The 23,882-nt window shown below is 38.5% G+C and carries 20 protein-coding genes and 1 riboswitch; of the genes, 4 read left to right on the top strand and 16 right to left on the bottom strand.

Annotated elements, in window-relative coordinates; translation table 11 throughout:
* Positions 1-39: 39 nt before the first annotated feature.
* Positions 40-1,671, top strand: coding sequence for an L-glutamate gamma-semialdehyde dehydrogenase (gene pruA, locus ACJJVW_RS09260; RefSeq protein ID WP_405251428.1), 1,632 nt, complete (start codon positions 40-42; stop codon positions 1,669-1,671).
* An 81-nt stretch (positions 1,672-1,752) separates the two neighbouring features.
* Here the strand turns inward: pruA and ACJJVW_RS09255 are convergent, their stop codons facing one another.
* The 5 genes from ACJJVW_RS09255 to ACJJVW_RS09235 all read right to left on the bottom strand — a co-directional run bounded on the left by ACJJVW_RS09255 (position 1,753) and on the right by ACJJVW_RS09235 (position 5,338).
* Positions 1,753-2,997, bottom strand: a complete 1,245-nt coding sequence (locus ACJJVW_RS09255; RefSeq protein ID WP_298330181.1) for a sulfate adenylyltransferase subunit 1 — start codon at positions 2,995-2,997, stop codon at positions 1,753-1,755.
* Between the two features lie 3 nt (positions 2,998-3,000).
* Complete coding sequence (gene cysD / locus ACJJVW_RS09250) at positions 3,001-3,900, bottom strand: sulfate adenylyltransferase subunit CysD (protein WP_298330183.1); 900 nt, start codon at positions 3,898-3,900, stop codon at positions 3,001-3,003.
* Between the two features lie 12 nt (positions 3,901-3,912).
* Entirely contained in the window at positions 3,913-4,536 is a 624-nt protein-coding gene (locus tag ACJJVW_RS09245) for a phosphoadenosine phosphosulfate reductase family protein (protein WP_339849240.1), read from the bottom strand.
* Positions 4,536-4,799: a DUF2061 domain-containing protein gene (locus tag ACJJVW_RS09240; protein ID WP_204161766.1), complete on the bottom strand. Its 264-nt coding sequence runs from the start codon at positions 4,797-4,799 to the stop codon at positions 4,536-4,538. Before ACJJVW_RS09240 ends, ACJJVW_RS09245 begins: the two co-directional genes overlap by 1 nt.
* Before the next feature lie 113 nt (positions 4,800-4,912).
* Positions 4,913-5,338 carry an RrF2 family transcriptional regulator gene (locus tag ACJJVW_RS09235; RefSeq protein ID WP_405251425.1) on the bottom strand — a complete coding sequence of 142 codons (426 nt, stop codon included), beginning with the start codon at positions 5,336-5,338 and terminating at the stop codon, positions 4,913-4,915.
* 254 nt (positions 5,339-5,592) lie between these two features.
* Between ACJJVW_RS09235 and ACJJVW_RS09230 the strand changes: the two genes are divergently transcribed.
* Positions 5,593-6,732 (top strand): fibrinogen-like YCDxxxxGGGW domain-containing protein, encoded by a 1,140-nt coding sequence (locus tag ACJJVW_RS09230; protein ID WP_405251423.1) that lies wholly within the window; start codon positions 5,593-5,595, stop codon positions 6,730-6,732.
* 20 nt (positions 6,733-6,752) lie between these two features.
* Positions 6,753-7,322, top strand: coding sequence for a hypothetical protein (locus ACJJVW_RS09225; RefSeq protein ID WP_298330197.1), 570 nt, complete (start codon positions 6,753-6,755; stop codon positions 7,320-7,322).
* A 22-nt stretch (positions 7,323-7,344) separates the two neighbouring features.
* On the opposite strand, the gene metF is transcribed toward ACJJVW_RS09225, so the two are convergent.
* The 7 genes from metF to ACJJVW_RS09190 form a co-directional block, all read right to left on the bottom strand.
* Positions 7,345-8,310, bottom strand: a complete 966-nt coding sequence (gene metF / locus ACJJVW_RS09220; protein WP_405251421.1) for a methylenetetrahydrofolate reductase [NAD(P)H] — start codon at positions 8,308-8,310, stop codon at positions 7,345-7,347.
* 3 nt (positions 8,311-8,313) lie between these two features.
* Complete coding sequence (metH, locus tag ACJJVW_RS09215; RefSeq protein ID WP_405251419.1) at positions 8,314-11,004, bottom strand: methionine synthase; 2,691 nt, start codon at positions 11,002-11,004, stop codon at positions 8,314-8,316.
* Positions 11,004-12,002: a homocysteine S-methyltransferase family protein gene (locus ACJJVW_RS09210; RefSeq protein WP_405251417.1), complete on the bottom strand. Its 999-nt coding sequence runs from the start codon at positions 12,000-12,002 to the stop codon at positions 11,004-11,006. Before ACJJVW_RS09210 ends, metH begins: the two co-directional genes overlap by 1 nt.
* Complete coding sequence (locus ACJJVW_RS09205; RefSeq protein ID WP_405251415.1) at positions 11,999-13,171, bottom strand: trans-sulfuration enzyme family protein; 1,173 nt, start codon at positions 13,169-13,171, stop codon at positions 11,999-12,001. The genes ACJJVW_RS09210 and ACJJVW_RS09205 overlap by 4 nt, the downstream gene beginning before the upstream one ends.
* On the bottom strand, positions 13,171-14,259 hold the full coding sequence (locus tag ACJJVW_RS09200) for an aspartate kinase (protein WP_405251413.1): 1,089 nt from the start codon (positions 14,257-14,259) through the stop codon (positions 13,171-13,173). Before ACJJVW_RS09200 ends, ACJJVW_RS09205 begins: the two co-directional genes overlap by 1 nt.
* Positions 14,247-15,224, bottom strand: a complete 978-nt coding sequence (locus ACJJVW_RS09195; RefSeq protein WP_405251411.1) for an alpha/beta fold hydrolase — start codon at positions 15,222-15,224, stop codon at positions 14,247-14,249. Before ACJJVW_RS09195 ends, ACJJVW_RS09200 begins: the two co-directional genes overlap by 13 nt.
* A gap of 74 nt (positions 15,225-15,298) precedes the next feature.
* A complete protein-coding gene (locus ACJJVW_RS09190; RefSeq protein WP_405251409.1) occupies positions 15,299-16,591 on the bottom strand; it encodes an O-acetylhomoserine aminocarboxypropyltransferase/cysteine synthase family protein in 1,293 nt (430 codons plus the stop codon).
* Between the two features lie 179 nt (positions 16,592-16,770).
* Positions 16,771-16,892: riboswitch (SAM riboswitch) on the bottom strand.
* A gap of 439 nt (positions 16,893-17,331) precedes the next feature.
* Here ACJJVW_RS09190 and metK point away from each other — a divergent pair.
* Entirely contained in the window at positions 17,332-18,585 is a 1,254-nt protein-coding gene (gene metK, locus ACJJVW_RS09185) for a methionine adenosyltransferase (protein ID WP_339849216.1), read from the top strand.
* 143 nt (positions 18,586-18,728) lie between these two features.
* Here the strand turns inward: metK and ACJJVW_RS09180 are convergent, their stop codons facing one another.
* The 4 genes from ACJJVW_RS09180 to ACJJVW_RS09165 form a co-directional block, all read right to left on the bottom strand.
* Complete coding sequence (locus ACJJVW_RS09180) at positions 18,729-19,271, bottom strand: CIA30 family protein (protein ID WP_405251407.1); 543 nt, start codon at positions 19,269-19,271, stop codon at positions 18,729-18,731.
* A gap of 65 nt (positions 19,272-19,336) precedes the next feature.
* Positions 19,337-19,960, bottom strand: a complete 624-nt coding sequence (locus ACJJVW_RS09175) for a TMEM175 family protein (RefSeq protein WP_339849210.1) — start codon at positions 19,958-19,960, stop codon at positions 19,337-19,339.
* A gap of 78 nt (positions 19,961-20,038) precedes the next feature.
* Complete coding sequence (locus ACJJVW_RS09170) at positions 20,039-22,804, bottom strand: carboxypeptidase regulatory-like domain-containing protein (RefSeq protein ID WP_405251406.1); 2,766 nt, start codon at positions 22,802-22,804, stop codon at positions 20,039-20,041.
* Between the two features lie 141 nt (positions 22,805-22,945).
* Complete coding sequence (locus ACJJVW_RS09165) at positions 22,946-23,854, bottom strand: GLPGLI family protein (protein ID WP_405251405.1); 909 nt, start codon at positions 23,852-23,854, stop codon at positions 22,946-22,948.
* Positions 23,855-23,882: the final 28 nt, after the last annotated feature.

The following is a 23,882-nucleotide window of genomic DNA, read 5'->3' as shown; positions in this document are numbered from 1 at the left end:
AACTTTACAACTCGTAAAAAACAAAACAAAAAAAACATCATGGGAAAAGGATTTTTTCAAGTTCCAGTTGCTGTAAACGAAGAGGTAAAATCGTATGCTCCAGGCTCTCCAGAACGCGAGGCCGTAGCAGCAGCTTATAAAGAATTATTTAATGCACACACAGAAGTACCGATGTACATCAATGGTAAAGAAGTGCGCACAAAAAATACACGCACGATCACTCCACCACACGATCACAAAAAAGTGGTAGGTGAGTATCATCTTGCAGAAAAAACACATATTGACCAAGCAATTACTGGAGCACTAGAAGCTCGTACAGAGTGGGCAGAGCTTCCATGGGAGCAACGTGCAGGTATCTTTCTTAAAGCTGCAGAGCTTATTGCAGGACCATACCGCGCAAAGATTAACGCTGCAACGATGATTAATCAGTCTAAGACTATATATCAAGCAGAAATTGATGCTGCTTGTGAGCTTATAGACTTCTTACGTTTTAATGTGCAGTTTATGACAGACATCTATAACGAGCAGCCAGAATCTACTTCTGGAGCTTGGAATAGATTAGAATATCGTCCACTAGAAGGATTTATCTATGCGATTACTCCTTTTAACTTTACAGCGATTGCTGCAAACCTTCCTGCTGCTTGTGCACTTATGGGGAATGTAGTAGTATGGAAGCCTTCTGATAGCCAGATGCTTTCGGCTAAGATTATTCTTGACATCTTCCGTGAGGCTGGTGTGCCAGATGGTGTAATCCAAGTTGTACACGGAGATCCTATCATGATTACAGATACAGTACTTGCAAGCCCAGATTTTTCTGGATTACACTTTACAGGATCTACGCATGTATTTAAGGATATCTGGAAAAAAATAGGTGAGAACATTCACAATTACAAAACATACCCACGTATCGTAGGTGAAACTGGTGGTAAAGATTTTATCGTTGCTCACCCTAGTGCTCCTGCTAAGCAAGTTGCAACAGCAATCTCGCGTGGTGCTTTTGAATTCCAAGGACAGAAATGTAGTGCAGCAAGTCGCGGTTACATTCCTGCTTCTATCTGGGAAGAAGTAAAAGAGTACGTTATAGAAGATGTGAAGTCTTTTAAAATGGGTTCTCCAGAGGATATGACTAACTTTATTACTGCTGTAATACACGAAGGATCTTTTGACAAGCTTGCAAAATACATTGACCAAGCAAAAGAAGATGCAAATGCAGAGATCATCGTAGGTGGTGGACACGACAAGAAGAAAGGTTACTTTATTGAGCCTACTGTTATTGTAACTACAGATCCTAAGTACACAACGATGTACACAGAGCTTTTTGGCCCAGTGATGACTATCTACGTATATGAAGATAAAGATTGGAGTGACATGCTTACTCTAGTAGATGAGACTAGTGAGTATGCACTTACGGGAGCTATACTTTCTACAGATCGTTATGCTGTACAAGAGGCTACTAAAGCTCTAAAAAACGCTGCAGGTAACTTCTATATTAATGACAAGCCTACAGGAGCAGTTGTAGGGCAACAACCTTTTGGTGGAGCTCGTGCATCTGGAACTAATGATAAGGCTGGTTCTATGCTTAACTTATTACGCTGGGTAAGCCCACGTATGATTAAGGAAACATTTGTAACGCCTACAGATTACAGATACCCTTTCTTAGCAAAGAAGTAATACACTAAGACAACTATAAATGATAAAGCCCATTCTTTTTAAAGAATGGGCTTTGTTTTTCTATACAGTGTGATGATTGGCTTACTGTATAAACCCAACACCAGCTGTCGTATTTGTAATAGGGTCAATAATGATAAATGAACCTCCTTGCTTATGATCTGTATAACGATCATAAAAAAGTGATTTGGCAAGTTTAAAATGTACCGTAGCAATTTCATTAATTGCCACTTCACTAGCGCCAGTTTCTGGTGTAGAAAAATCTGTTGGGATAATTTCTTGTATTTGAGACACCTTTGCAAGTATGCGCTGCGTCGTGTGCTGCAGCTCGTACTTTTTACCTGCCGTAAGCACCATGTCATCCATCCAGCATACGGTTGCCGTAAGCTCTTTGGTTTGCTGAGGCACTTCGGTAGACTTTACAATAACATCACCTCTAGTGACATTAATATCGTCTTCTAGCGTGAGTGTTATAGAATTACCCGCTTGGGCCTCTTTATAAGAATCTTTGTAGCTGAATATGTCTTGAACTTTTGATGACTTTAAACTAGGCAGTACCGTTATCTCGTCTCCTACCGCTATTGAACTTCCATATACCTTACCTGCATACCCTCTAAAATCATGAAAGGCATTGGTTTTTGGTCGTATTACCGATTGTACTGGAAAACGCATAGGCGTATCGCTCGCTGCTTCTGGTGTTACGTTTTCTAAATATTCTAAAATAGATGGTCCTTCATACCAGCCCATTTTCGCGGAAGCGGAAGCCACGTTATCCCCTGTAAGGGCACTTATAGGAATAAATGTTATCTCTTGATCTTTATAACCACTCTTTGCTCGAAGTGCATCAATGTCATTTTTAATGCTATCAAAAACAGACTGATCATAATCTACCAAGTCCATTTTATTTACTGCAATTACCACGTGCTTAACTTGTAAAAGCGCATTGATAAAGAAATGCCTAAATGTTTGCTCGATAACGCCTTTTCTAGCATCTATGAGAATAATAGACACAGAAGCATTTGACGCTCCTGTAATCATATTACGGGTGTATTCTACATGCCCAGGGCTGTCTGCTATAATATAACTTTTAGTAGGTGTCGAGAAATAAATGTGAGCTACATCAATCGTGATTCCTTGTTCACGTTCTGCCACTAATCCATCTGTCGCAAGTGAAAAGTCTAGGTAATCATACCCTAACTTTTTACTGCTTTTTTCTATAGCCTCAAGTTTATCATCAGTAAGTGATTGCGTGTCGTATAACAACCTACCTATTAAAGTACTCTTTCCATCATCTACACTTCCAGCAGTTGCCAGTTTCAATACTTCCATAATCTAAAAATAACCTTGTTGTTTACGCTTTTCCATTGCTGCCTCGCTACGTTTATCATCTATACGGGCACCACGTTCGGAAATACGGCTTACTTTAATTTCGTTTACTATCTGCTGTATAGTAACTGCCTCAGAAGCTACAGCTGCAGTACATGTCATATCACCTACGGTTCTAAAACGTACCACACGATCTTCTACCTCTTCATTATCATCTCTATACACACAATCTGAAGCACTCCATATCATTCCATCACGCTCAAATGTTTTTCTTGTGTGTGAAAAGTAAATACTTGGAATTTCAATTTGTTCTTGTTGTATGTAGCTCCACACATCAAGCTCTGTCCAGTTTGAGATAGGAAAAACGCGTACGTTTTGTCCTAATTCTATATTACCGTTAAGCAAATCGAATAATTCTGGTCGCTGGTTTTTTTCATCCCACTGTCCAAAATCATCTCGTACGGAGAAGATACGCTCTTTTGCACGTGCTTTTTCCTCATCGCGACGAGCGCCACCTATACAAGCATCAAACTTAAACTCTTCAATAGCATCCAGAAGTGTGGTAGTCTGAAGACTATTTCTACTGGCATACTTTCCAGTTTCTTCTGTCACTTTCCCCTGGTCAATTGCATCTTGCACATTACGTACAATTAAATTGAGCCCAAGTTCCTTTACTAAATCATCTCTGAATTTGATGGTCTCTGGGAAGTTGTGACCAGTATCTACATGTAGTAATGGAAATGGGATGGCAGCTGGATAAAATGCTTTTTGAGCAAGTCTCACCAAGGTGATACTATCTTTCCCTCCTGAAAATAACAATACTGGATTTTCAAACTGAGCAACTACCTCTCTAAATATATAAATGGACTCACTCTCGAGTGCATTAGTCTTTAATATCTCTTTCATATGTCTCTCTGCTTAGAGATGTAAACCACATTCTCTATGTTCTAAAACTTTTGTTGGATCATTATAATTGTGTTCATTAGGCAACTTATGATCTACTAAGTACTTGTCTAACTCACTATCTGACCAATAATAAAAAGGACTTACTTTAAGAACGCCATCTTTACTTAAACTTAAAATATCTAGATTATCTCTATGTGCCGTTTGCCCCTGCCTTAAATTAGTAAACCACACATCTGGCTTATGGACTTCCATAGCTCTACGGAAAGGCTCTAATTTTACCTGCTCTGTAAACTCTTTATGACTTTCATCTGTGACAGATGGATTACCCATAACTACATCACGATGAGCACGGGTTTGTTGTGGAACATATAAGTCAATAGAAAGTGCTAGTTGATTAATAACCTCTTCTGCATGTTTATAGGTTTCTGGAGTATTGTAACCTGTATCACACCATACTACATTAATTTTATCAAACTCCTGAGAAACCACGTGTAAGATGGCTGCCTCATAAGGTCTGAAATTTGTTGTTATCACAGGTTTTTCAGCATGTTCTAATGCCCATTTTACAATATCTGACGGGCTTTGTGATTTTAAATCACTATTAAATTGTGTTATTTGCTCTTGAGTAAACTTCATTATTTTCCCCATTTTATTAAATTCCAAACACGCTCATGAAAAAAATAGAGCGCCATTTTTGATACTAATTCTACTGCCCCTATACTCAACGCTAAGGCTAGCGTACCAGTTACAAACCACGAAATAGCGATTGTATCGAGTGTCCCTATTGCTCTCCAGCTTATGGACTTCACAATACTGCGCATAGGTTTTTCTGCCGAAGCAGGAGTTTTCTCTTTAGAAGTATTTTTTGATTGTTTTAAAACAAGCGAATCGATAATCATTTCAGAATTATTTATTCCTATCGGATTACTAGGGTTAATCGGCAAATGTAAAATTATTAACTTAGGTTAACAAGAATAATTGCTATTTTAAAGGAAAAAGCTAATAAATAGAACTACAAACTAGCAGCCGCTACAAGGTCTGCAAGCGTGTTCTTTTCTAACACGAGTAGTGTGTTGTCTCTTATTTGAATCATTAAACTATGAACAGAACATGCATCCTCGTCTTTACAATCTGCACAACGTTCATAATAATTGAGAGATACACATGGTAGCATGGCAACGGGTCCTTCAAGTACTCTCATGACCTCAACCATTTTGATATCCTTAGGCTCGCGTCGCAGTTGATAACCGCCGCCTTTACCTTTTCGGCTGGATACGAAACCCGCTTTTTTAAGCGTAAGCATAATGCTTTCAAGGAATTTTTGAGAGATATTTTCACTTTCAGCAATGGTGCCTATTTGCACCAAAGCATCTTCCCGTTGTTCACGGGCAATGTACGTTAAGGCTTTAATGCCGTATTTAGTTTTTCGCGAAAGCATATCTAAAACGAAAGTACTAAAAAACTCTACTTAGAAATAAGGATAATTTATAATTAAAAAATACTGGCATACACGTATTGAATATTAATTCTAAAATAATTCCATCTCATCATGAGCTTTAAAATGTTTAACGACACCGAAAAATCATAGACTATTCACACCGAAAATTTCTGCAAAATTCCCCTAACTTATTTATTACAAGTACATAAAGAACCTTTATTTTTGATAAAAGAAAAATCCCTCAACTTCATTAAATGTTTAAAAATTTCTTTTTTTTATTCCTTTTTGCATTATCTATCTCTTATTCTAATGCGCAAGTTGGTATAAATACTACAAATCCAGATCCATCATCGGCTCTTGATATATCATCTTCTAATCGTGGATTATTACTACCTAGAATGACAGCCGTAGAGAGGGATGCTATTGTTTCACCTGCAGAAGGATTATTTATTTATAACACAGATAGTACTTGCTTTCAATTTTATAAAGCAACTGGATGGTCTGATTGCCTTGCCGAAGCCCCTACCACTTCCTTAGATTGTACTTCTCCAGTAGCAAATGGAACTTTTGCTACAGGGTTTCCTCTTGCTGGTAATAGCACTATCACCATAGATGTCTTAGTAAATGTAGTAGGCCCTTATTTGATTACAACAAACACCGTAAATGGTTATAGTTTTACAGGAGCAGGAGTATTTACAAATGCAGGTTTAACAAGTGTTACACTAACTGGTGTTGGCATACCGCTTATTACTCAAACAGATACTTTTACAATATCCCTCGCTGGAAATTCCAACTTATGTACTGTAGACGTCACTACAGATTCCATACTACGCAACTGCCTAGAATATCGAAATAGCGGATCTACAACAGATGGCATATATACTATTGACACAGATGGCACTGGGCCGCTGGCACCATACGACTGTTACTGTGATATGACAAATGACGGTGGGGGTTGGACCCTTGTCTTTAATCATAACATTGCAGGAGGATATTGGCTAAATGACACCCAAGCCAGTGAGTTCAATGTTTTATTACCAGGACTCACAACACTTAAATATTCTATTTTGAGTAGACTAGATGACATTAAAAGTGATAGCGCTTATGAGTTTAGGATCTACTATCCTACATCTAATTTAAGAAACCACTGGAAACAAGATTTTGATCCAAGAAGCGGACCTGGCACTAGCCCCGTAGCTGGTTACGTACCCATTAGTATTGATATGACTCAAAGCGGTTGGGGAGGCTTAGAAACATCAGGAGGATCTACTTATCTAGACGGCTCTGTAGGATTTGGTAATTGGTTTTATTCTATTGGAAGTGTAAATCCCTGGGGAGGAGGTATTCCTGCAAATGCTACTGCTTCAAATGCTGTTCAACTATATATTAGATAATAGTTTTTAAACGTAAAGAAATGTCTAAAACACAGTTTTCATTACTATTATCATTGTTTTGGTTTTCTGTGAGCCTAGCTCAAATAGGTATCAACACCACCTCTCCACATCCATCTGCTGCGCTAGATATAGTATCTAAAGACAAAGGAGTCCTACTCCCGGCATTAACCACCCAAGAACGCGATGCAATACCCTCACCTACAGCTGGACTCTTTATATATAATAGTGACGATCATTGTTTTCAGTATTATAAAGGAACTGCGTGGTCTACATGCCTTGCCGAACGTGGTGAGAATAATTTAGATTGTACGTCAACAGCAATAAATGGGACCTATATAAGCGGGACTACTCTAAACACAAGCAATACCATCACTATTGATGTGCTCGTTAAAGTCATTGCTCCCTACACAATAAGTACAAATACTACTAATGGCTATAGCTTTAGTACTACAGGCATCTTTCCTAATTTAGGAATAAATACGATTACACTCACTGCCTCTGGAACTCCTACAACAAACCAAACAGATGTTTTCACCATCACTCTAGATGGAAATCCAAACACGTGTACTGCCACTATTGTTGTAAACTAATGGCAACTCTTAATACCATATCTTAAAAAACAGCCTCTGCTATCTGTCTAATATTATCACTCTTCCCCATAGAGTAGTAATGAAGTACGGGCACACCTGCGGCCTTGAGCTCCTTACTTTGCTGGATACACCACTCTATCCCTACTTGCCGAATGGCTGCAGCATCTTTTGCGTTTACAACTTCCATGACTAATGCATCTGGAACATCTACACTAAAACGTTGCGGAATTAAATTGAGTTGCTTCTTTGTCGCTAGCGGCTTGAGTCCTGGTATAATGGGTTTTGTAATACCTGCGGCTCTGCACTTATCTACAAAGTCGAAGTATTTCTGATTATCAAAAAACATTTGGGTCACCACATAACAAGCTCCAGCTTCTAGCTTTTTCTTTAAAAAATGAATATCACTTTCTAGACTTGGTGCTTCTAGGTGCTTTTCTGGATAACCCGCCACACCTATGCAAAAATCTGTTTTGGCGCTATTCTGTAAATCTTCATCTAGGTAGGTGCCATTATTTAAATCAATAATTTGCTCTACGAGGTCCTGCGCATAGATATTTCCATTTTTATTAGGCTTGTAGTAAGTCTCACTCTTGACCGCATCACCACGCAAAGCCATCACATTCTCAATACCTAGAAAATCCATATCTATCAAAAAATTCTCTGTATCTTCTTTTGAAAAACCACCACACAACACGTGCGGCACTGCATCTACTTGATAGCGGTTTTGTATTGCAGCACAAATACCCACAGTACCAGGTCGCTTGCGTACCACCTTTTTCTCTAGCAACCCATCTTCTCGCTCCTTATAAATGTATTCCTCACGGTGATAAGTTACATCTATAAAGGGTGGCTTAAATTCCATAAGCGGATCTATATTATCAAAAATGGTGTTGATATTTTGCCCTTTGAGAGGTGGCAAGATTTCAAATGAAAAGTCGGTTCTCTTTGCTGCTATTGCTTTTGCTATGTGATCTCTTACTTTTGTCATAATCTACTCTGCTATATTTGGGGTGAGCCATTTTTCCGCTTTCGCGAAAGCAATATTTTTGCGGCTCGCATAGTCCTTTATTTGATCTTCTTTTATTTTTCCTAGTCCGAAATACCTCGCCTCAGGGTGCCCAAAATAATAACCACTTACACTTGCCGCAGGCCACATTGCCAAACTCTCTGTAAGTGAAACACCTATTGACTCTTCCACACCAAGCAACTTCCAGATAGTCTCTTTCTCCAAATGATCTGGACAAGCCGGATAACCTGGCGCTGGACGTATTCCTTGGTATTTTTCTTTAATTAAATCTGTATTTGCTAGTGCTTCTCTGGTGGCATATCCCCAGTGCTTTGTGCGTACTTCCTTGTGTAAATATTCGGCAAAGGCTTCGGCAAGTCTGTCTGCAAGTGCTTTAATCATGATGGCGCTATAGTCATCCAATGCATCTTCAAACTCTTTTGCCTTTTCGGCTGTTCCAAATCCTGTCGTGACACAAAAGGCACCCATATAATCTTGTAAACCACTTTCAAGTGGTGCAATAAAATCTGACAGCGCGATATTTGGCTTTCCTGCTGCCTTTTTGGATTGTTGGCGTAGCGTTCTAAATGTTACCGAATCTTCACTCTGCTCCTGACTTATTACAATATCATCTTGGTTATTTGCATTTGCTTTAAATAGTCCAAAAGTCGCCTTGGCAGTAAGCCATTTTTCGGCAATGATTTGCTGGAGCATTTGTTGTGCGTCTGCAAAAAGTTCACTGGCTTGTGTTCCCACTACTTCGTCTGTCAAAATCTCTGGGTACTTACCGTGTAAATCCCAACTTCTAAAAAATGGACTCCAATCTATAAAAGGCACAAGTTTATTGAGATCTAAATGTTCCATTACTTGTACACCTAATTGTTTTGGAGCTACAATATCTTCGGCTTTAAAATCTATTTTATATTTATTTTCCCTTGCTTGCTCAATCGTTATGTATTCTTTGATACGTTGTCTTGAATTAAAATTTTCGCGAAAGCGTGCATACTCATCTTTTAATTGATCTTTAAAAAGGATACTTGAGTCTTTCTTTAATAAATCACCTACAATAGTTACTGCTCTACTGGCATCATTTACGTGTACCACCGCATTGTTATAATGAGTGTCAATTTTTACAGCGGTGTGTGCCTTACTCGTGGTTGCACCACCTATTAACACCGGTATCTTAATATCTTGACGTTGCAACTCCTTAGCTAGATATACCATCTCATCAAGACTAGGCGTAATCAAACCACTTAAGCCTATAACGTCTACATTTTCGGAAATCGCTGTCTGGATGATTTTTTCGGGTGAGACCATCACGCCAAGATCAATAATCTCATAATTATTGCAAGCAAGTACTACAGAAACAATATTCTTACCTATGTCATGTACATCTCCTTTTACGGTTGCCATGAGTACTTTTCCAGCACTCTGACTTTGACCAGAGGTTCCATTCTTAAGTTTTTCTTCTTCTATAAAAGGTAAGAGATAGGCAACGGCTTTCTTCATTACTCTAGCAGATTTAACCACCTGTGGCAGAAACATCTTCCCACTTCCAAACAAGTCTCCCACTACATTCATCCCCGTCATCAAGTGACCTTCTATCACTTTAATAGGAACATCGACAGATAAGCGAGCTTCTTCTACATCTTCTAGAATATAGGCATCTATTCCTTTTACAAGTGCTCTGGTAATACGACTTTGGATATCTTCTGTTCTCCAGGCTTCTGCCTCCTTTTCTGTAATTTCTTTTTGGCCTACGGTTTCTGCAAATGTTAATAATCGTTCTGTGGCATCATCTCTTCTATTGAGAATTACATCTTCTACACGCACTAGCAAATCTTCTGGAATGTTATCATAAATCTCCAGCATAGCAGGGTTTACAATACCTATATTCATTCCAGCCTTGATAGCGTGATATAGAAACACGGAGTGCATGGCCTCACGCACTGCGTTATTACCTCTAAAACTAAAAGACACATTACTTACCCCACCACTTACAGAACAATGAGGTAGATTTTCTCTTACCCATCGCGTGCCTTCTATAAAATCTATCGCATTGCGTTTATGCTCATCCATTCCTGTCGCCACAGGAAAAATATTAAGATCAAAAATGATGTCTTCTGGTGGAAAATTGACTTCATTAACCAAAATCTCGTAACTACGTTTTGAAATCTCGATACGACGATTATAATTATCTGCCTGTCCCACCTCATCAAAAGCCATGACGACTACGGCAGCGCCGTATCGTTTTATTTTTTTTGCTTGCTCTATAAATTGCGTCTCACCCTCTTTAAGACTTATAGAATTTACTACGCACTTCCCTTGTACGACTTGAAGACCAGCCTCTATAATTTCCCATTTTGAACTGTCTATCATTATAGGAACACGAGAGATGTCTGGCTCTGCAATGACGAGGTTTAAAAACTTAACCATCGCCTCCTTTCCATCAATAAGGCCGTCGTCCATATTGATATCTATGATCTGCGCACCATTTTCTACTTGATCTCTAGCTACAGATAGTGCCTCGTCAAATTTCTGTTCTTTTATAAGCCGCAAAAATTTCTTTGAACCCGCTACATTTGTACGTTCACCCACATTTATAAAATTACTCTCTGGAGTAATTATTAGTGGCTCTAAGCCTGAAAGACGCATATATCTGGGTGTAGTATTCATTATAAGGTTATTGATCGTGGAGTTACTCCTTTTACAAGTTGAGCAATAGCTTTAATATGAGCAGGTGTAGTGCCACAACAACCACCCACTATGTTCACGAGGTTTTTATCGATATATTTTTTAATCTGCGCCGCCATTTGTTCTGGTGTTTCATCATATTCACCAAAGGCATTAGGCAAGCCAGCATTGGGGTGAGCAGAAATCCCGTAGTTAGTGACATTTGCAATAGCCTCTAGATGTGGTTGTAATTGAGAAGCACCTAGCGCACAATTAAAGCCAACACTAAGTAGTGGAATGTGAGAGATAGAAATCAAAAAAGCTTCTGCTGTTTGCCCAGAAAGCGTGCGTCCCGAGGCATCGGTAATCGTACCGCTCACCATAATTGGTATATCTGAGTTGCGTTCTTCCTTTACTTCCTCTATTGCAAAAAGACAAGCTTTTGCATTAAGGGTATCAAACACGGTTTCCACAAGTAACATATCCACACCTCCATCTAGCAAGGCTTCTACTTGTTGTTTATAAGCAACTCTGAGCTCTTCAAAGCTCACTGCACGAAATCCCGGATCATTTACATCTGGAGACATGCTTGCTGTTTTGTTTGTAGGCCCTATACTTCCTGCTATAAATCGTGGTTTGTGCGGTTCTTTTTCTGTAAAAGATTGAGCAACTTCCTTAGCAATTTTCGCGGAAGCGTAATTTAAATCATACACGTACTCCTCCATCTCATAATCTGCCATTGCGATGGTGGTACTTGAGAAGGTGTTAGTCTCCACAATATCTGCTCCGGCTTCAAAATACTTGCGATGCACATCTGCAATCGCAGCAGGCTGCGTGAGTGATAGCATGTCGTTATTCCCTTTTAAAGAGAGGTGAAAATCCTTAAAGCGCTCTCCTCTAAAGTCTTCTTCAGAGAAGTTATATGCTTGAAGCATGGTTCCCATAGCCCCATCAAGAACCAGGATTCTTTCTTCTAATGCGCGTGTGAGTTGGCTTTTCATAATTGATTAAGAGCTTGAAAAATGTCACTTTTAATATCTTCAATATGTTCTAGACCCACAGAAATACGGATTAACCCATCAGTGATTCCCACGGCTTCACGCTCATCTTTTGACAATTTTCCATGGGTTGTACTTGCGGGATGACTTACGATTGTTCTAGTATCTCCCAGATTTGCAGTGAGGGAGCACATTGTGATAGCATCTAGAAAGTCACGCCCTTTTTTTAAACCTCCGTGTATCTCAATAGTCACAATATTTCCACCAGCTTTCATTTGCTTTTGAGCAAGTTCATACTGTGGATGCGATGGTAAAAATGGGTAGCGCACCTGCTTCACTTTAGGGTGAGATTCTAGCGATATAGCAAGCTCGTGCGCGTTTTTACAATGACGCTCCACGCGCACCGCTAGCGTTTCAAGACTTTTTGAAATTGTCCACGCGTTAAATGGAGATAATGCAGGTCCCGTCACTCTTGCAAATCGATATATCGTATCTATTAATTGCGCCCTTCCCACGGTGATTCCTCCCATGGTGCGCCCCTGCCCATCCAGTAATTTTGTAGCAGAATGTATTACAAGGTCTGCTCCATAGTGTATAGGCTGCTGTAAATAAGGTGTTGCAAAACAATTATCTACTATAAATATGAGATTATGCTTTTGCGCAAGCGCTCCTAGACGCTCTAAATCTGCAATTTCTGTAGCAGGATTTGTGGGAGACTCTACGTATATGATTTTTGTGTTAGGCTGTACTTTTGAGGAGATCTCGTTTAGCTCAGTAATATCAAAATAGGTATGAGTAATTCCCCATTTAGGTAGATGTTTTGTAAATAATGTGTGCGTATTCCCAAAAATCGCTCTCGCCGAAAGCACATGATCACCACTATCAAGTAAGGCAGCAAACGTGCTAAAAATAGCACTCATGCCAGTGGCAAAAGTCACGCCTTGCTCTGCTCCCTCTAGCAAACAGATTTTTTCCACCAGCTCTGCACAGTTAGGGTTTGTGTAACGGCTGTAGATGTTACGCTTTTTTTCTTCGGCAAAGGAGGCTCTCATTTCTTCGGCGCTGTCAAATACAAAACTCGAAGTGAGATAAACCGGCGCGGCATGCTCTTGATGCACAGAGCGCTCAAGCTGCGTGCGTATGGCAAGTGTTTCTGGGTGGTGCTTGCTCATTAATTAAGGCTTTGCGTTATCTTAATTATATCACTTAAAACACCTCTTGCCGTTACTGCTTTACCAGCTCCCGCACCTTGAATCACAAGCGGCTGATCTCCATATGAAGCGGTATAAATCTCAAAAACAGCATCTGCTCCTTGTGTCTGACCTAGTGCGGTAAACTTAGACTCTTGGACTAGTTTTACCTCCAGTTCTTGTGTTTTGACATTGAGTTCTCCCACGTGACGTAGCACTTCATGTCTTGAGAGTTTACTTTTACTTTCTGTAAAAATGGTATCAAGTGTTTTTACGCTTTCGCGAAACTGTGTTAAGGTAGTTTTACCATTTAATTCCTTAGGAACTAGAGATTGGATTTTTACATCTCCAAACTCCTTTGCAAGGCCTATCTCTCTACTTAAAATTAATAGCTTGCGAGCAACATCTTTCCCTGAAAGGTCTTCTCTTGCGTCTGGCTCGGTAAGTCCAAGCGCGTCTGCTTCTAATAATATGTCTGAAAAGTCTTTATCTTCTTTAGAAAAATTATTGAACAAGTAACTCAATGATCCAGAAAAGACTCCTCTTATCTTATGGATCTCTTCTCCACTTTCATAGAGGTTTTTAATAGTTTCTATAATTGGCAACCCAGCTCCTACATTTGTTTCGTAACCAAATTTCTTATTATTAAGCGCTAGAGATGCTCTCAACTTTTTATAGAAATCATAGGACAGTGTGTTAGCAACTTTGTTTGCTGTTACAATATGAAAACCATGCTCCACGAGGTCTATGTAATTATTTGCAAAGGTTGCGCTAGCTGTCACATCTACGGCTACAAATTCTTGCTCCTGCGTGTGCTCATTATCGTTTTGTTCTTTTATTGTTTTCGCGAAAGCGTAAATATCATCTAGCGTATAAGGCTGCGCTGCGGTCTCAAAATTAGAACTCCAACCAGAGGTGACGTTATCTTTAAATAGCGCCAACTTAGAGTTTGCAATACAAAAAATGTTGAGCTTTCTATTTGTAGTTTTTTTATTAAAATCTGTGATCTGCGTGATGAGGGTGCTCCCCACATTACCGATCCCAAAGATGACTATATTTATTTGTGACATAACTGTTTTTGAAAAATAGGTTGTACGATAGCAGCGAGCTGCTCGTATTCAATTAAAAAGGCATCGTGACCGTGGATGGAATTTATTTCATGATAGCTAGACGTAATTCCAGTTTCTTGTAGCGCAAGGTGTGTGTCATATATCTCATCTGCTAGAAAAAGTCCGTCGGTATCTATTGCGACAAGATGCACCTTTGCTGTAAGTTGGTTCACTACTTCATTAAAGCTTTGCTTACCCTTTGTGATATCTGCCGTAAGCAATAATTGATTCATTAATTTATAAGAAGCAATAGAAAATCGCTCTGATAATCGCTTACCGTGATGATCTAGCCAACTTTGAATATTATATAAAGAAGCTTCTTTTTTAGTGCGCTTAAATTTTTCTTTAAAAGAGGCAGGCGTGCGATAAAAAGTCATCGCATGAATGCGTGCATCATAGATAGGTTTCTGAGAGTGATTCAATAAACTATCTTGAATATGGCATTGTGCAATCACCCAGTCTGTCGCTTTCCAGTCGGTTGCTATTGGGATAAGATGCTCTGCGAGGTTAGGTCTTTGTGTTGCAAGTTCCCAAGCAATCTGACCACCAAGCGAACCTCCTATAATGGCAAAGATTTTTTTAATATCTAAATTATCAAGTAAGGCAATTTGGACCTTTGCAATATCACTATTAGTAAATGCCCTATAATTAAGCACTAGATGATTTTGATTATTATCATAACCATTCCCAGGAATATCCATCGCAAGTATGGTATAGCAACTTGTATCAATTGCTTTATCTACACCAATCAAATCACTCCACCAACCGTTTTCTCCAGTTACAGAAGAGTTTCCCGTAAGTGCATGATTTACTAGCACGACAGGCGCTGTACCTAATGGCTCACCAAATAATTGATACGTGACATGTAAATGACACGTGTATCCCGAGTGTGTTTTAAAATCTTGTAAATCAATGTGTAAAAGCATAGCCTATCTATAAGTTAAAAAAGGGAGTCCCTATGAACAGGGGACTCCCGCACTAATTAATTAACTAAGATTAATTACACTAAGACGTTTTTATCTACTCGCGCAAATGCTGCTACGAGATCTTCTTTTAAATCTGCTATATCCTCAAGACCTACAGAAAGACGTATTAAATCTTTAGTCACGCCTGTGCTTACTTGATCATCATCACTAAGCTGTTGATGTGTTGTACTTGCAGGGTGAATTATAAGCGATTTACTATCTCCTATATTTGCTAGCAGTGAGAAAAGTTTAGTTTCATTTGAGATTGTCTTTGCACTCTCAAAACCTCCTTTTACACCAAAGGTCACAATCCCGCTCTGTCCTTTAGGCAGGTATTGTTTTGCAAGGTCGTTGTACTTACTAGAAGCAAGACCTGGATAGTTTACCCATGCCACCTCATCACGAGTTTGTAACCACTCTGCAAGTTCAAGCGCATTTTTTGAGTGCTTCTGCAACCTAAGTTCTAGTGTTTCTAGACCTTGTAAGATTTGGAATGCATTAAACGGACTTAAGGCAGCGCCATGATCACGCAATCCTTCTATACGCACCTTAGCAATAAACGATGCTTCCTTAATTACATCCCAATAAACTAAGCCATGATATCCAGCAGATGGCTCCGTAAATTCTGGAAACTTACCATTACTCCAGTCAAATTTTCCAGCATCTATAATAACTCCACCTAATGCGGTTCCATTACCATTTATGTATTTTGTAAGTGAGTGAATCACGATATCTGCACCGTGCTCGATTGGGTTGAGTAATGCTGGTGTTGCTACGGTGTTATCTACAATGAAAGGGACTTTGTGCGCTTTCGCGAAAGCGGAAATACCTTTTAAATCTAACACGTCAAGCTTAGGATTACCTAATGACTCTACAAAGAAAGCTCTCGTATTTTCTTGTGCTGCCTTCTCAAAATTTTCAGGATCTGAAGGATCTACAAATGTGGTTGTAATCCCAAAACGTGGTAATGTCACGCTCAAAAGATTCCATGTGCCTCCGTAAAGACTACTAGAAGCTACAATGTGATCTCCCTGCTTTAGTAACGTAAGTAAAGTCGTGTTAATGGCCGCAGTTCCTGAGGCAGTCACGACAGCTGCTAGTCCGCCCTCTATGTCTGTAAGGCGTTTTTCCAGCACGTCATTTGTAGGGTTATTGAGACGTGTGTAAATAAAACCTGGCTCAGACAGGTTAAATAGGTTTGCTGCATGGTCTGCATCTTTAAAAACATAAGCCGTGCTCTGGTAGATAGGCACCGCTCGAGTCCCTCCATTTGCTGCATAATCGTGTCCTGCGTGCAACGCTTTGGTTGCCAATTTTTGTGTACTCATTTTTCTCTTTTTTGTCCCAGTACTACTAGGATTAATTTTAGCCATTCACTTCGTGTGAACGGATTAAAAACAAAAGCCAAATATTTCCAATGCGAATCCTTATCTCAAGGTCGAGGAAATGTTTAAAGAAAAATATTATAAGAAAAAACATAAGCGCATACCCGTGAGGTACTTGCTCGATGTTATCTATCCTCAAGTTTCGGTAATGAGCGATTCTTGGGTAGAATGTAGCACCTTCTTTCTAAGTGAAAGGGTTGCTAAGGCTTCATAGGGTCATTCCCTCAGCCTTTCTTGATAACATTTATTCTGTTCATTATTGCGCTTTCGCGAAAATCTGAACTGTCATTGAACTTTGTGAGCACAAATATTGTAAAAACAAATCTACAAAAACAAACTTTTTAGAATATTTTTCTAAAAAGTTTTATTAAAATCACTATTTCAGTAAAATATTCCGCTCAAATTATTTTTACAGTATAATATTCTAATTAAGATAATGAGACGTTGAAATTTACTCTTTAAATTTTCACAAAACAATAACATAACCCTACTAAATTGGTAGGATAATGGATTGTTTATATTATTAAAGTTTCTTTACCTTTGTGCCATAATTACGAGGACAGATTTGACTGCTTGCAACCTCAATAAAAAATGGCTAAAATCAAACATAAGACTTTAACGTTTCTTATGTTATGTTTCTACCCAGCATACGTCAAATCTACTTCTTGACAAAAAATTAAAAAATGGCTTACTTATTTACCTCAGAATCTGTTTCTGAAGGACACCCAGATAAAGTTGCAGATCAGATTTCTGATGCGCTTATTGATAATTTTCTCGCTTTTGATCCGCAATCTAAAGTTGCTTGCGAGACCCTAGTTACCACTGGACAAGTAGTACTTGCTGGTGAAGTACGATCTAGTGCTTACTTAGATGTTCAAAAAATCGCTCGTGAAACCATTAATAAAATAGGTTACACTAAAGGTGAATATATGTTTGACGGTAACTCTTGTGGTGTATTATCTGCCATACACGAGCAGTCCGACGATATTAACCGTGGTGTAGATCGCGACTCAAAAGAAGAGCAAGGAGCAGGAGATCAAGGAATGATGTTTGGTTATGCTACAAAGGAGACAGAAAACTTTATGCCACTGGCACTTGAGCTTTCTCATAAATTACTTATTGAACTAGGTAACCTACGTCGTGAAGACGACGAGATTACTTATTTACGTCCAGACGCAAAAGCGCAGGTGACTATAGAATATAGTGATGAAAACGTACCTCAACGTATCGATGCTATTGTAGTTTCTACACAGCATGATGATTTTGATGAGGACGAAGCTATGCTAGGTCGCATACGTGGAGATATTCAAGATATTTTAATACCTCGCGTAGTAGGTTTATTACCAGAAAATATTGCAAATCTTTTTAATGATGATATTAAGTATCACATTAACCCAACAGGAAAGTTTGTAATAGGTGGACCTCACGGAGATACAGGTCTTACAGGTCGTAAGATTATTGTAGATACTTATGGTGGTAAAGGAGCTCACGGAGGTGGAGCTTTTTCTGGAAAAGATCCATCAAAAGTAGATCGCTCTGCTGCTTATGCTACACGTCACATTGCAAAAAACCTTGTTGCTGCAGGCGTTGCAGACGAGATTCTTGTGCAGGTTTCTTATGCTATTGGTGTTGTAGAGCCTATGGGAATCTTTGTAGACACGTACGGTACTTCTAAAGTAAACTTATCTGATGGTGAGATTGCAAAGAAAGTTACTGCACTATTTGACATGAGACCAGCTGCTATTGAAAGTAGATTAAAACTACGTTCTCCTATGTACAGCGAGACTGCTGCCTACGGACACATGGGGCGTACAAATGAAGTAGTTACAAAAACCTTCAAGAGCTTTGACGGCAAAGAAAAGAATATCGAAGTAGAATTATTTACTTGGGAAAAACTTGATTATGTAGAGAAAGTAAAAGAAGCTTTCAATATATAATTCACTTATATACGTATTAAAAAGGGAGCCTAATGGCTCCCTTTTTTTTGGTTTATACATTATCATTGCGACAGCTTTATGATTACTCCTATGCGCTCACTGTTATGTGATTTCTCGGCAGGCTCGAAATGACAGAAGTGTTGTTACTCAAATACGATTTTATCTACTTCAATTTCAAAATCTGTAGCAGCTTTTGTGTTTGAGATAAGTCCTAGACGTATAATATCTGCAAGATCTTCTTTACCTGGATGACCTTCCAAAGGTTCACCAAGTCTATATGTTCCAAAATCTGAAAGATTGTAAGTGACAGTTTTCCACTCGCCTTCTGTTATCGGTAAATTGATTTTATAATTGGGTCTCCAGAATCTTTTATACTTATTGAGCGTAAGCCCAAAGTCTTGTCCTATAGATTTATATCGCACAGTCACGGTTGTATAACTTGACAAATCATAAGATTGATAAGGAGTGCGCAGCGAGGCAAAACCTCCATTATTCTCGAGACTTACGCTTCCGCGAAAGATGATACTTTCGCTAGTTTGCTCAATGCTACCTGTAGATAATCCTCCCATAACACCATCCAAGACGACAAACCAGTCATCACAGGTGTTGCAAGAAGTTCCAAAATCAAAAGAGAGCGGTGTCGTGTTCATAGTAGTTGTGATCAGTAAGGCTAAGAGATATTTCATAGCTTTTTTCTTTAAAGTTACGCTTTCGCGAAAGCGTGAACCTTATACTTACCACATTTTTAACACTAACTCGCTACTGACAATTTTTTCTTAAAACGACGATCAATAACAAATTGAACCACAAAAAGAAGTAAAAATATAAAACGAGAAAGACTAGGCATGGAGATCGCTACAACACCTGCAATAACCCAAACAATCATCACATTAAGACCTCTAGCTCTGTACCAGCGGTAACGTAACCTTGTAAAACCTGAGAGTTGCTTTTCTGAGTGAAAGACATAACGCAACATCACTATATTAAAAAACCCTATCACACTAAGGTTAATACAGTAAAATATGAAAGGGCCAGCTTGGTCAAAGCCATTTATATACATCGCTGTTGAGAATGGTAAAATTACGATAGCAAGTAGAAAAAAGATATTTATCCAAAGTAATCTACCAGAAATCACACTTACATAACGCATTAATTTTATGTGACCCATCCAGTAGAGTGCACTAACCATAAAACTCACAAAAAGCCCTATAAAATCAGGTATTCTAGCCGACAGAACACTACGGAAGGGTTGTGTATTAATCTCACTTATAGTAGGAACACCCACCTCTAGAATGAGCAGCGTCATTACTATAGAAAATACAGCGTCTGAGAAATTGATTACTCTTGACTTATCATATGTTTCTTTAATCATCATCCTAAAATAATAATAAAAAATAAAAACGACCTCTTTTTACAGAGGTCGTTATGCAATATCTACTTAGCAATTAGCTCATTATAGATTATATTTTACTGTAAACATCGCTATTCTAGGTTGTACAAAATACTCTGTATTTGAAATTTGAAAATCATTCACATTGTTACTTGAAATGGTATCCACATTTAAGAGGTTTGTAGCCTGTATACGGAACTCCCACTGACTATCTGGCTTCTGGTAATACAAGTTTGCTTCTAGAAAAGAATACATATTATCAATCTCTGTACTATCATCATTATCATCATAATTATAAAGACTCCAGTCTGCACCTAATGTAAAACCTTTACCGAAATTCCACTCTGCGTTTGCAAAAGGTCTGTTTGTAAAGAAGGTTCTATCTGTCACGCCATTATCTGAGTTTGTACTTGTAAAGTTGTAACCTATTTCAAAATTTGGCGCTTCTTTAAAATTTGTCTCTGCACTTGCTCTATAATTCTGTGTTAGGTTTTTTGTGTTTCTATCTTCACCGTTGATAATGTTATTAAGATCACTATAGCTTCCATTTGCACTCACGTTAAGTTTCCACTTCTTAAAACGTTTTGAGAAACGTGCGTTAGCACTTAAGGTCTCATCTGCAAAGTTTGTGTTGTTTACTGGACTAGCTACTTGGTTTATCCCTACAAATGACCCAGAAGTCTTTATAGGATCTACTCTGCGAGAATAATTTACTCCTCCAAAGAGACTCGTAAAGTTGAACATGCTAAAGCTAAAGTAATTGATACTTGCATTGTGATAGATAGCATTTTCTATCTCTCTGTTACCACGATATAAACTATTGTAGTTATTAAATAATAAGCCTTCGGCAAAATTATTTACGTCTGTATACTGCGCTGTCATCTGGTAGTTTGCTCGTAAACTTTTCCCCTGAGAGAAATCTAATACCGTAAATAAGTCTGGCAGTAGTCTCACATCACTATCTTCTGTTGTTGTGCCTAGTTGCTCACTCTTTGTAGTATAATTATGTAATGTTAATCCTGGAGTGATTGTAAAAATTCCCGTTTTAAGTTTATAGTGAAGTCCTACAAACACATCACTAAAGTTAAATGCAACATCATTACCTATAATAGTACCATCTAGTGTCTCGGTAAGATCATCTACCGTTCCTGTTTCTAAAATTTGAAATAGATTAGAATTAAAGTCTTGGCGACTTAAGGTTGTTCCTGCAGTAATATTAATGTTACTCTTTTTATTAAGGATGTAATAGTAATCTAATTTTGCATCTAGCTTATTGGTTTTGATATTTTTGTTTTGATTGATATCAAAAAGACCATTTGCACCAGGCATAAAATCAATAGAGCTTATTTCATTTGTCATATCTGCTGGGTCAGGCGCTGTAAATGGCTTTTGAGAAAGCGTAGCATTATAAAACGGATCTTCATCTTGATACAAATGCTGGATAGTCCCTGAGAATATGTTGTTCTCATCAAGTGTGTAGTACAGATTTACATTCTGATTGATAGAAAACGGCTCGTTCTCCTTATCTTGATCTACCACATCTTCTTGTACGGCTCCATCTCTTGTTACGATACTAGTACCGTCTGAAAATTCTGTTTGCTTGGACTTTTTTACGAGCACATCATAATCAAACTGCAAGTTTGCGTTAGGCTTATATACAGAACTCAGTTTTGCCATACCTAACTGATTGCGCTGATCTGTACTCTCATTGAAACCTTGTGTAAATCCCTGATTGATAAATGTATTTAAAGAGTTATTCACAAAGTTTGTCTTGTTATCTGAAAGTAACGCAAGACCACTTATATCCCATTTCGGGTTAATAGTATATGTAAAGTTGGCCGCTGCAAAACCCGTTTCAATCTCGTTTGCGCGATTATTTTGAGTGGTAAGAAAACCTAGACCACCATCACTTACATTAAAAGAAGTCCCACCTCGCTGATTAAAGTTTCTAAAACCCCCAGTAAAATTAAAGTAGTCTCTAAAGGTAAATGGCACCTCTCCCGTATTATTGAAATCTGTGATAATATTAATACTCCCTTTAGGGCTATAGTAAAATAGTTTTGCTTTACCTAAATATCTAAACTTCTCTCCATCACCAGCACCTGCTGTAAGATCTCCAAACCAGAAATTTGTTTTACCTTCCTTAAGACGTATATTAATCGCGACGTTATCTTGATCATTACCTAGACCTCGCATTTGAGAGACCTCATTATAGTTTTTAAGAACCTCAACCTTTTTAAGTGCATCTGCAGGGATGTTTTTTGTAGCAAGTTTAGAGTCTCCATCAAAAAAATCTTTCCCCTCAATCATCACCTTAGAAACAACCTTTCCTTCTACCTCTATCTCACCATCATCATTAACCTCTATCCCAGGGAGCTTTTTGAGAACGTCACCTAGTTTTTTCTCATTTCCATTTGTAAAACTATCCGTGTTATAAACAATGGTATCACCTTTAATGGTAACAGGCATCTCATATACCAACTCCACATTATCTAGCTGATTAGGATCTTCCTTTAACGTAAAGTCTTTAGTAATATCTTGGGCATCTTGAGCAACGTTTATTTCTTCATTTACAGATTGCAATCCCAAGTAACTCACTTTAATATCATAGGTAATTCCTGTAGTAAGGTCAAGGCGGTAGCGTCCTGATGCATCGGTAATACCATAAGATTCTAATGTACCTTCGGCTTTATTTGTAGCGATAATGTTTGCTAGTTCAAGTGGCGACCCTATAGAGTCTTTTACAACACCTCTAAGCGTTATAGACTGAGCAAAGAGCGTCAAGGGTAATGCTAGAAGCATTACCAATGTAATTTTTTTTAGTATCATTTGGGTTGGTTGGATTAGTCACACCTGTTATCAAGAGATATCAGGTATGATTATTATATTGATTGATGTTATTGTTTGCTCGGTTTCATTTTTAGATAAGCTTTATATAAACTTCAACAAACTGGAAGCTTACTTAGTTTATTAAAAACGTCTTCCTCCTTGCTGCCCTCTTCTATTACCTCCACCAAAACGTTCTGCCATTTCTTTTGCCTTTTCCTCAACGATGGCTTGGTATTCCTCTCTACTCACTTCTTTACCTTTTACAGGCGGCTCGATAGCAATAGGCTCCTGAGGATTAAGCACCACTTTAGTACAAAGGATGGTCGTATTGTTTGTGCTTAACTCTAAAATGAGTCCCGGTAAACCACCAAACTCATCTGGTCCGTGACTCGCAGGGATCATAGGTGTATACCAGGCAACTATAGTTTCTGTCTTAGGCTCCTCTTCTGCTATTTCAATGTCGCTTGATGTACTAGCAGTAGCTGTACTATCTTCTTTTTTCTCACGACCTCTCTGCCCTTGTCTCGCTCCTCTTCCCATGCGGCTCCACATATTCTGCTCGATATTTCTAGTCGCTACCGCTTTAAAAACTGGATATTGCCCTATTACCTTGCTCTCTTTTACGAGCTCCCAGTTTAAATTATTTAGGGTGTCTTTTACTAAGAAAATCTTACCCATCATATCATTTTCACGAGCATAGTCATTTGTTGCACGGTTAGAGTAGATACCTCCTTGTGTAAAACCTCCTCCAAAACCACGTCCACCTCCACCTTGTCCAGGCGCTTGAAGTTGTTCTTCTTCCTTATAGTAGGACTCGTCTTTATTAAAGCTCAGTGTATATTCCTTTTCTAAGAAATTTTTCATGCGCTCTGCAATCTGCTTTTTACGAGCTTCCGTCAGTTGCTGTCCACCACGATTAAAGCGCGACATATCTATCGTAGTTTTAGTTTGGTAAGTTGCAACACCTTCTATTTTCTGTGCTTGAACAGCTGTACCTACTGTAAGTGTCACAAATGCAATGCACAACCACTGGGATGTTTTAAGAGTCATATTTCTAATTATTTATACTTTAGACTTT

It is taken from the genome of Dokdonia sp. Asnod3-C12 (assembly GCF_045063975.1).
In the GTDB taxonomy this organism is placed as follows: Bacteria; Bacteroidota; Bacteroidia; order Flavobacteriales; family Flavobacteriaceae; genus Dokdonia.
This window is presented reverse-complemented; position numbering and strand designations above follow the sequence as displayed.